This window comes from Nonomuraea sp. NPDC047529, from assembly GCF_040642995.1.
GTDB lineage: Bacteria > Actinomycetota > Actinomycetes > Streptosporangiales > Streptosporangiaceae > Nonomuraea.
Map to the genome: position 1 here is coordinate 3,533 of NZ_JBEYTJ010000082.1, position 9,489 is coordinate 13,021.

Sequence of the window (9,489 nt, forward strand, 5' to 3'; positions counted from 1 at the left end):
CTATCTCATAAACATTCCCCCTCACGTGCTATCTGCGCCCGGGCCCGGGGCGGGGGGGGGCGGCGAGCCCCCCAACCCCCCCCGACTCCACGGGAGGCGTCCGACGCGGCTACTCGGCGTACGGCTGGTCCTCGCCCTGGTCGCTGTAACCCAGGCTCCAGACGTAGCCGTCGGGGTCGGCGAAGGTACCGCCGTAGCCGCCCCACGGCAGGGCGCCGGCGGGCTTGAGGATCGTGGCGCCGGCCTTCTCCGCCTCTTCCATGATCTCGTCGACCCGGGCCTCGCTGCGGACGACATAGGTGAGGACGACCCCGCTGAAACCGCTGCCTTCCGGGCTCAGCCCGACCAGGCCGGCCAGACCTTCGCGGCCGTAGAAGCCGACGGGCGAGGCGCCGTCCGACTCGAAGAACACCGAGATGCCGTAGTCGTTCTGGATCTTCCAGCCGAGCCCCTCGGTGTAGAACCGCTTGGCCCGGTCCATGTCCTGGACGGCGAGCAGGATCGAGCTGACGTGCGCTTTCATGCCTTGTCTCCTTGACGCTTCAGACGTTCTGACGATGAGAGCCACGCTATGGAAGGCCCCTCTCCGGGCGCTTCTCGATTCCTGACCGGTTGCCCCACCGGCCCCGCACGACGACTTGACGAGCTCCCACCAATTGTACGAGTATCCCGAACTGTACGTTTTTCCCGAACTATCGTATGAAGGTGCACCCGTGAGACGCCGCCCCGGCCTGATCCTCGCCCTGCTGGCCCTTTCCCAGCTCATCACCTCGCTCGACTTCAACATCGTCTTCGTCGCCCTCCCCCGGATCGGCGCCGAGCTGGACTTCTCCCCGCAGACCCTGCAATGGGTGGCCAGCGCCTACGCCGTCGCGTACGGCGGGTTCCTGCTGCTCGGCGGCCGGGCGGCCGACCTGCTCGGGCACCGCAGGATGTTCGTGGGCGCGCTGGCGCTGTTCGCGATCGCCTCCCTGGCCGGCGGGCTGGCGCAGAGCCCCGGGACCCTCGTGGCCGCGCGGGCCGTGCAGGGGCTGGGCGGCGCGCTGCTGTTCCCGGCGACGCTGGCGCTGGTCAACACCGGGTTCGCCGAGGGGAGCGCGCGCAACAGGGCGCTGGCGGTCTGGAGCGGCGCGGGCGCCGGCGGCCTGGCGCTCGGCTCGTTGCTCGGCGGCCTGCTGACCGGCGCGTGGGGCTGGGAGGCGGTCTTCTACGTCAACGTGCCGCTCGCCGTCGTCGCGATCGCGGGCGCCTGGCTGCTGCTGCCCGCCGACGGAGCCCGCGCGCGGGGCCGCCGGTTCGACGTCCCGGGCGCGGTGCTGGCCACCGGCGGCGTCAGCCTGCTCGCCTACGCCCTCATCCAGGGCCCCGAGTCCGGGTGGAGCTCACCGCTCATCACCGGCGGGTTCGTGCTGGCCGCCGTGCTGCTGGGTGCGTTCGTCGCGGTCGAGAGGGCGGGCGCCGACCCGCTCATGCCGCTGCGGCTGTTCGGCAACCGCAGCCTCGGCTCGGCCATCGCGCTCATCCTGGTCTTCGGCGCCACCTTCAACGCGCTGCCGTACTTCCTGACCCTCTACTTCCAGACCGTGCTCGGGTACGGCGCCGTGGCGACCGGGCTGGCGTTCCTGGTGCCGTCCCTGCTGATCGCGCTCGGCACCCAGCTCGGCGGGCGGCTGGCCGGGCGGATCGGGATGCGGGTCACCCTGCTCATCGGCACCGTCGGCGGGGCGGCCGGCACCGCGCTGCTGGCGCTGGGGATCAGCGCCGACGGGTCGTACTGGGGGGTGCTGCCCGGCATCGTCGTCTCGGGCGTCAGCCAGGGCCTCACCTGGACCGGGATGTGGATCGCCTCGGCCACCGGCGTGGTGGCCGGCGAGCAGGGGATCGCGTCCGGCATGGCCTCGACCGCGCTCCAGGTCGGCGCGGCGCTCGGGCTCGCGGTGCTGGTCGCGGCCGGCGGGGTGGGCGAGGCCACCGGGCCCGCGCTCGCCGCCGGGATGCGTACGGCGGTGCTCGTCGCGGCCGCGGGCATGCTGCTCGGGACCGTCGTCGCCCTCACCTTCGCCAGGCGCCGCGCCACCGCCCCGCTCCCCGCCTGACCCCGCCTGACCACCGGGCCCGGTCCGCTCCCCCGCCTGTCTTCCGGCGCCGGGGGCGCTGCCCCGCCCCGGCGCTCACCCCTGGCGGAGGCGGTCGTAGAGCAGGCAGATCGCGCCCGAGTCAGTGGTCGACAGGTCGGTGAGCGACCAGTGCGAGGCGGGCAGACCGTCCTCCAGCAGCCGGGCGCCGCCGCCGGCCACCTCCGGGCAGAGCGTGATGCTGAGCCGGTCCAGCGCGTCCGCCGCCAGCAGGGCCTTGATGACGCTGCCGCTGGCCAGGACGATGATGTCGCCCCCGGACTGCCCCCGCAGCCGCTCGACCACCTCGGCGGGACCGGCCTCGGCCAGGCGGGAGTTCTGCCACGGCGCGTCCGTCAGGGTCGAGGAGAAGACGATCTTCTCGGTCTCGTCGAGCCACTGGGCGAAGGCCCGGTCGCGGGGATCGGCGTCCTCGTCCTTGGCGACCGCCGGCCAGAAGGAGCCGAAGCCCTCGTAGTTCTTCCGGCCGAGCAGGGCGGTGGTGGCGGCGCCCGTCACCCGGATCATGTGGTCGCGGGCGCCGTCGCTGACGGCGTGCGGGACGATCCAGCTCATGTCGTACTCGCCGCCCTGGCCGCTGACCCGGCCGTCGAGGGACAGCGAGATGTTGCCGACGACCCTGCGGCCCTGGACGTTGCCGTGCTGCGTCATTTCCGACTCTCCTTGGAAGTGCTTTCCGATGTGCACGATCCTGCCGTTCGGGCAGGCCGGGAACATCGGCCACCTGGCAGAGATGCCGCCCAACCCCTGGCCTATTTGCTGGCATACTTCGGGCGATGTCTGGTTTTCGTCATGCTCCGGCGGAGTTGTCGTCGTTCGTGGGCCGGGTCGAGGAGCTGGCGGCGGTCGGCGCGGCGGTGGCGTCCGGGCGGGTGCTGACCTTGACCGGTCCGGGCGGGTGCGGGAAGACCCGGCTGGCGATGCGCCTGTGCCAGGCGGCGGCCGGGGAGTGGCCGGACGGCGTCTTCTGGGTCGGCCTGGAGCAGGAGACCGACGGCGGCCAGATCGGCCACCGGATGGCCGCCGCGCTGGACGTCCTGCTGCCCACCGGGCTCGACCCGGTGGCGGTGCTGGCCGCCGCGCTGCGGGAGCGCGAGCTCCTGGTCGTCCTCGACAACTGCGAGCACGTGCTGGACGACGCGGCCGGGGTCGTCGCGGCGGTGCTGGCGGCGTGCCCGCGCGTGGCGGTGGTCGCCACCAGCCGGTCCAGGCTCGGCGTGCCCGGCGAGCGGGTGTGGCCGGTGCCGCCGATGAGCCTGGCCGACGCCCTGGAGCTGTTCCTCGAACGCGTCGACTCGCCGCCCGCGGCGTCCCCCGCGGACGATACGGCGGCCCGCGCGGCCGGGTCGCAGGCCAGGCGGATCTGCGACCGGCTCGACCGGCTGCCCCTCGCGCTGGAGCTGGCGGCCGGCTGGGCGGGCGCCCTGTCGCTGACGCAGATCGCGGACTCCCTGAGCGCCCCCTTCGACCTCCTGGACGGCGGCACGCGCACCACCCCCTTCCGCCAGCGCACACTTCAGGCGTCGATGACCTGGAGCCACGACCTGCTGGACGACGACGAGCGGGTGCTGTTCCGGCGCGCGGGGGTGTTCGAGCCGGGCTTCACCGCCGACGCCGTGGCCCGCCTGGCCGAGCTCGGCGGGCCCGGCCGCGGGCGCCTGCTCAAGGCGTTGCGGGGGCTGATCGACAAGTCGCTGGTCGTGGCCGACACGACGGGCGCGGTGGCCCGGTACCGGATGCTGGGAGTGGTGCGGGCGTACGCGCTGGACCGCCTGGCGGAGGCGCAGGAGGACACGGCCGCGCGCGACCTGCACCTGGACCTGCACGTGTCGTTGCTGGAGGGCCTGGCGCCGCTGCTGGAGACCGGCAAGGACGCCTGGCGGGCGCAGGTCGGCGCCGCCTACCCCAACGTGCGCGCCGCGATCGAGTGGGGGCTGTCGCGTCCGGACACGGCGCGGGCGCGGCGCCTGGCCGCGGACTGCGCGTGGCTGTGGCACCTGGAGGGACGCGGCGCCGAGGGCGTCGCGCTGCTGCGCCGGGCCGCGGCGCTCGGCGCCGGCGAGCGCGGCCCGCTCCAGGCCCGGGTCCTGGCGGCGCTGGCGTTCGTGCTCAACACCACCGAGCCGGGCATGGAGGCGTTCGAGGTGGCGCGGGCGGCGCGGGAGCTGGCGCGGGCGGCCGGCGCTCCTGAGACGGCCCGCCCGGCCGGGCCGCTGATCGCGATCGGCCTGCTGGCGACGGGCCTCCCCGAGGCGCTGGCGGAGGCCCGCGCGGTGCGGGACGAGGCCGTCCAGGCCGGGGACGGGTTCGTCGCCGACTGCGCGGAGGCGTTCGTCGCCCTGGTGCACGTGCTCGGCGACGACCACCGGCAGGCGATCGCGTGCTTCGAGCCGGTCGTGGAACGGCTGCTCCGGCGCGGCGACCGCGGCGTGGCCTCCTTCGCGCTGGGCTGGTGGGCGCTGGCCGCCGCCCGGTCGGGCACGCTGGAGCGGGCCGCGGAGCTGGCCGGACGGGCCGTCGCGACGGCGGAACCGCTGCGCGACCTGCATTGGACCGGCTCGGCCCGGGTCGTCCTGGCGGAGATCCGCATCCTTCAGGGCCGCCTGCAGGAGGCCGCCGCCGCGCTGGAGCCCATGGAGCGCCTGTTCGACGCGGCGGGACGGCTGCCGTTCATCACCGGGTGGGAACGCACCCAGGCGATGCTCGCGCTCGGCCACGACCGCCCGCGCGAGGCGGTGGAGTGGTGCTGGCAGGAGGTGCGCTGGCAGGACGAGCCCGACGCGGCGTGGCTCGCGCCCGACACCCAGATCGTGCTGGCCGCGGCGCTGCGGCGGTCCGGCGAGGAGGCGTCGGCGGCGCGGGTGCTGGACGTGCTGGCGCGGTCGCCGGTGACCGGACGGATGCCGCGCGTGCGCGCCGGCGTGCTGGACGAGCAGGCGCTGCTCGCCCACGAGAGCGACCCCGAACGCGCGCTGCGGCTGCACCACGAGGCCCTGCGCATCCGCGTCGAGCACGACCTGGTCTTCGACCGCGTGGCCAGCCTGGAGGCCCTGGCGCTGCTCAACCTGCGTCGCGGCGCCGTCGAGGCGGCCGGGGTGCTGGCCGGGGCCGCCGGGCGCGCCCGCGCCGACCTCGGGGCCGCGCCCCGCCCCCTCCCGTCCGCCGACGGCGAGGACGGCGAGACCCTGCGTACGGCCGCCGAACGGGGACGCGCGATGGACCTGGACGCGGCCGTCGCCTACGCCACCCGCGCCCGGGGGCCGCGCCGCCGGCCCGGATCCGGGTGGGAGAGCCTGACCCCGGCCGAGCGGTCGGTGGCCGGGCTCGCCGCCGAAGGGCTGTCCAACCCGGAGATCGCCGCCCGGCTGTTCGTCAGCCGGGGCACGGTCAAGACCCACCTGGCGCACGTCTACGCCAAGCTCCAGGTCGCCAACCGCACCGAACTCGCCCGCGCGACGTCCGCCCGCGACGGGGAGGACGCGACGCGTACGGGGTGAGCGCCCGTCCGGACGCCGGTGACGTCAGGGGGCGGGAACGAGGTCGCGGCGGATGGCCTGGCTCGCCGCGCGGTGCTCGGCCGCCGCGGCCGGGTCGGTCTCGTCGAGCACGGCCGCGATGCCCTCGTGGGCCAGGACCTCCTTGTGCCGCGCGCCCACCTTGGGAGCCAGTTCGAGAGCCTGGCGGTGCAGGCGCAGCGCCTCCTCGGGCAGGCCGGCCAATCGGCACGTCTCGCCGTAGCCGTAGAGGAAGTGCACCTTCCAGTGCTCCTCGAACAGCTCGTCCAGCAGGGCGAACGCCTGCCGGTGGCTGTCCAGCGCCTCCTCGTGACGGCCCGTCTGGCGCAGGGCGACGCCCAGGCAGTTGAGGCACCACGCCTCGTTGTGCTTGTGGCCGTCCTCGCGGGCCAGCTCCAGGGCCTGGCGCAGGTGCCCGGCGGCCTCGTCGGGCTGCTCGTGCACGATGGCCAGGCCGAGGGTGATCCGGGCGGTCAGCGTGGCCGGCCAGCCGGGCTCGCCGTGCGTCAGGGCCAGCACCTCGCGGGCCAGCCGGGCCGCCTCCTCCCGGCGTCCCAGTTGCAACATCGCCCACGCCTCGTCGGCCGCGGCGTGGGCCGCGCCCATCGGGCAGCCGGCGTCGTCGTACAGCCGGGCCGCCTGCCGGAAGAGGTCGAGCGGCTCCTCGACGTGGCCCTCGTCCCAGCTCAGGTAGCCGCGGCGCATCATCAGGTCCGCCGCGGAGCGGGCGTCGCCGGCCTGGGACACCAGGGGCGCCGCCGCCTCGTACGCGGCTCCGGCCTCGGCCATGCGGCCCGCGTTGTAGCGGGCGAAGCCCAGGTCGCTGTGCGCCTCGGCGAGCTGCCACGGGTCGCCCAGGCGTTCCGCGGCCGCCAGCGACCGTTCGAAGAGCATGTTGAGGTGGGTCGTGCCGCAGCGCCGGGCGAAGAACGCGCGCATGAAGCGGGGCAGCTCGCACGCGTGCGCGTCGGCCCCGATGGCGACCGCCAGCTCGAAGGCGCCCATCAGGTTGCCGTACTCGGCGACGAACCAGCCCAGAGCCGCGTGCTTGCTGCCGAACGCCGGCAGATCGGCCGGAGGGCTGCCCGCCGACGCGGCACGGCTGCCCGACTCGTACGGCATCGCGGCGTCGGCGGCGGCCGCCGCGTGCACGTAGTAGTCGAGCACCCGGCCCAGCGCCTGCTCCCGCTCGGCCGGCGAGTCCTGCTCCTCGGCGGCCCGGCGCGCGTGCTGGTGGACGAGGTCATGCAGCGTGTACCGGCCGGGCGAGGGCTGCTGGACGAGGTGGGCGTCGAGCAGGTCCTCCAGCATCGCCCGCGCGCTGCGCAGCGGCACGCCGGCCAGCGCGGCGGCCACGTAGTCGTCGAAGGAGGACCCGGACAGCAGGCCCAGCAGCCGGAACAGGCGGCGCTGGGCCCGGTCGAGCTGCCGTACGGACATGGCGAAGGCGGTGTCGAACTCGCTCGGGCCCTCGGCCATGCGCTCGACCAGGATGCCGGCGGTCCAGCCGGGCCGGTGCCGCAGCCGGGCCCCGGCCAGCCGCAGGGCCAGCGGCAGGTGGCCGCACAGCCGCAGCACCTCGGCCGCCGCCTCGGGGTCGCGGGCCAGCCGCCCGTCGGGGCCGCCGGGTTCGCCGCTGGCGCGGGCCAGCAGGCGCGCGCTCTCCTCCGGGGTGAGCACGTCCAGCGAGACGGGCGGCACCTCCTCCAGGCCGACCAGCCGGTTGCGGCTGGTGATCAGCGTGACGGTCTCGCCCGCGCCGGGCAGCAGCATGCGGACCTGGTCGGCCCCGGCGGCGTTGTCGAGCACCACGACGGCCCGCCGTCCGGCCAGCTCCGCCCGCCAGCACGCGGCCAGCGGCTCGATGCCGCCCTCCTGCGGGATCTTCTCCGAGGGGACGTCGAGCGCGGCGAGCAGGGTCCGCAGCGCGGGGTCGGGGTCGAGCGGTTCGCGCCCTTCGGTGAACCCGTGCAGGTCCAGGTAGAGCTGGGCGTCGGGGTAGTCGGCGGCGAGCCGGTGAGCGGCGTGCACGGCCAGGCAGGTCTTGCCGACGCCCGCCATGCCGTCCACGGCCACCACCCGGTTCTCGGCGACCGCGGCGAGCACGGCGTCGAGCTGGGCCTCGCGCCCGGTGAAGTCCGGCACGTCGCGCGGCAGGTCGTTGCGCGGCGGACGGGGGGCGCCGGCGGGCGGCGAGGGCGGCTGCACCTGGCGGCTCGCCTTCGGGGGCGCCGGCAGGGGGTTGGTCGCCCGCTCCCACAGGGGACGCAACGGGCGGGGGTCGCGCTTGACCAGGCGGCACAGCTCGATCACCGCGGCCCATGGCGGCACCGACTGGCCGCTGAGATAGCGCGACAGCGAGGACGAGCTGAGGCCCGTCTCGCGGGCGAGCGCCCGCACGCCGTGCCCGGAGAGCTCCTGGAGCAGGCGTAGCCGGTTGGCCAGCTCGTCCTGGGGGTCCGCCGTCTGCTGTCGTGTCACCTGTTTCTGCCTTTCTGTCCCGTCGCGAAAGAAACTTACCTGGACGAATCACCGCAGGCCAACGGCATCCCGGCTGTCCCACGGTGTCCCACGGGCATCGTCGTGGCGCGCCGGCTCGGCTGAGATGGAGTCACGCCCCGGGGGACGGGGCGCCGACCAGGACAAGCACCCCGAAAAGGGAGAACCATCATGCAGTCTCGTATGCAGAACCCGGCCGTCGTTCTGTCCGGCGCGATGCAGCCCATCCAGGACTTGTTCAAGGCGGTGCACTCCGGCGGGGTGGACGCCCAGACGCTGGAGCTGGTGCACCTTCGGGTCAGCCAGATCAACGGGTGCAGCGCCTGCGTCGACGCGGGCGTCAAGACCGGGCGCAAGTCCGGGGTGAGCGAGGAGCGGCTGGCCACGGTCGTCGCCTGGCGGGAGGCCCCGTACTTCAGCGAGGAGGAGCGGGCGGCGCTGGAGCTGGCCGAGGCCGCCACGCGGTTGGCCGACCGGTCCGACGCGGTCAGCGACGAGGTCTGGGACAGGGCCGCCACCTACTACGACGAGAAGCAGCTCGCCGCGATCGTGCTGATGGTCGGCGTGACCAACCTGTTCAACCGGCTCAACGCCACCACCCGGCAGATCGCCGGCGCCTGGGGCTGAACCGCACCACCCATAAAACGGTCAGTACTAACATCCAACCCACAAAGAAGGAGATTTCACCATGAGCACCACGAAGAAGACCGGCGCGGACAACAAGGGTTTCGAGGGTTTCAGCGAGGACGAGCGCGCGGCGATGAAGGCGCACTCCAGCGAGCTGAAGAAGGCCGCGCGGCGCGGCGGGAAGGCGACGGCGGCCGACGGCGACCGCGACATCCTGGAGAAGATCGCCGAGATGGCCGAGGACGACCGCGTCCTGGCCGAGGCGGTGCACGCCATCATCAGGTCCGCCGCGCCGGACCTCACCCCGAAGACCTGGTACGGGATGCCGGCCTACGCCAAGGACGGCAGCGTCGTGTGCTTCTTCAAGCCCGCGGCGAAGTTCAAGTCCCGGTACGCCACCCTCGACTTCAACGACGGGGCGCCCCTTGAGGACGGCGCCATGTGGCCGAGCGCCTTCGCGCTGAAGGAGCTGACCCCCGAGACCGAGGCGCGCATCGCCGCCCTCGTGCAGCAGGCCGCGGGCTGAGGTCCGGGAACCCGCCGGGTTCTGCTCCACCGCGGCGGGCCGGACCCTGCTCCGGCCCGGCCCGCCGCAGTGGAGCACGTGACCGTCAGACCTCTTCCACGCTGCTCGGCTCACGCCGGGACAGATCGATACCGAGTTCCTCCGCCGCGCGGAAGACGTCCTCGTCGGTGTCGCGCATCTCGATGGA

At 74.4% G+C, this 9,489-nt stretch carries 7 protein-coding genes; 4 read left to right on the top strand and 3 right to left on the bottom strand.

What is annotated here, in order from left to right; all coding sequences use genetic code 11:
* Positions 1-109: 109 nt before the first annotated feature.
* On the bottom strand, positions 110-523 hold the full coding sequence (locus tag ABZ815_RS52050; protein ID WP_357710818.1) for a VOC family protein: 414 nt from the start codon (positions 521-523) through the stop codon (positions 110-112).
* Positions 524-713: 190 nt separating this feature from the next.
* Between ABZ815_RS52050 and ABZ815_RS52055 the strand changes: the two genes are divergently transcribed.
* Positions 714-2,096, top strand: a complete 1,383-nt coding sequence (locus ABZ815_RS52055) for an MFS transporter (RefSeq protein WP_357710820.1) — start codon at positions 714-716, stop codon at positions 2,094-2,096.
* 75 nt (positions 2,097-2,171) lie between these two features.
* Here the strand turns inward: ABZ815_RS52055 and ABZ815_RS52060 are convergent, their stop codons facing one another.
* Positions 2,172-2,786: a dihydrofolate reductase family protein gene (locus ABZ815_RS52060; protein WP_357710823.1), complete on the bottom strand. Its 615-nt coding sequence runs from the start codon at positions 2,784-2,786 to the stop codon at positions 2,172-2,174.
* A gap of 125 nt (positions 2,787-2,911) precedes the next feature.
* On the opposite strand from ABZ815_RS52060, the gene ABZ815_RS52065 reads away from it, so the two are divergent.
* Positions 2,912-5,632 carry a LuxR C-terminal-related transcriptional regulator gene (locus ABZ815_RS52065; protein WP_357710825.1) on the top strand — a complete coding sequence of 907 codons (2,721 nt, stop codon included), beginning with the start codon at positions 2,912-2,914 and terminating at the stop codon, positions 5,630-5,632.
* A 24-nt stretch (positions 5,633-5,656) separates the two neighbouring features.
* On the opposite strand, the gene ABZ815_RS52070 is transcribed toward ABZ815_RS52065, so the two are convergent.
* The gene (locus ABZ815_RS52070; RefSeq protein WP_357710828.1) at positions 5,657-8,131 is read right to left on the bottom strand and encodes a tetratricopeptide repeat protein; all 2,475 of its coding nucleotides are present in this window, start codon (positions 8,129-8,131) and stop codon (positions 5,657-5,659) included.
* A 189-nt stretch (positions 8,132-8,320) separates the two neighbouring features.
* On the opposite strand from ABZ815_RS52070, the gene ABZ815_RS52075 reads away from it, so the two are divergent.
* Positions 8,321-8,776, top strand: a complete 456-nt coding sequence (locus tag ABZ815_RS52075; RefSeq protein ID WP_357710830.1) for a carboxymuconolactone decarboxylase family protein — start codon at positions 8,321-8,323, stop codon at positions 8,774-8,776.
* Positions 8,777-8,837: 61 nt separating this feature from the next.
* A complete protein-coding gene (locus tag ABZ815_RS52080; RefSeq protein WP_357710833.1) occupies positions 8,838-9,302 on the top strand; it encodes a DUF1801 domain-containing protein in 465 nt (154 codons plus the stop codon).
* Positions 9,303-9,489 lie beyond the last annotated feature (187 nt).

Excerpts from the sequence above, each read along its gene's own strand:
- ABZ815_RS52050 (WP_357710818.1), bottom strand. The coding sequence starts at position 523 with ATGAAAGCGCACGTCAGCTCGATCCTGCTCGCCGTCCAGGACATGGAC.
- ABZ815_RS52060 (WP_357710823.1), bottom strand. The coding sequence starts at position 2,786 with ATGACGCAGCACGGCAACGTCCAGGGCCGCAGGGTCGTCGGCAACATC.
- ABZ815_RS52065 (WP_357710825.1), top strand. The coding sequence starts at position 2,912 with ATGTCTGGTTTTCGTCATGCTCCGGCGGAGTTGTCGTCGTTCGTGGGC.
- ABZ815_RS52075 (WP_357710830.1), top strand. The coding sequence starts at position 8,321 with ATGCAGTCTCGTATGCAGAACCCGGCCGTCGTTCTGTCCGGCGCGATG.
- ABZ815_RS52080 (WP_357710833.1), top strand. The coding sequence starts at position 8,838 with ATGAGCACCACGAAGAAGACCGGCGCGGACAACAAGGGTTTCGAGGGT.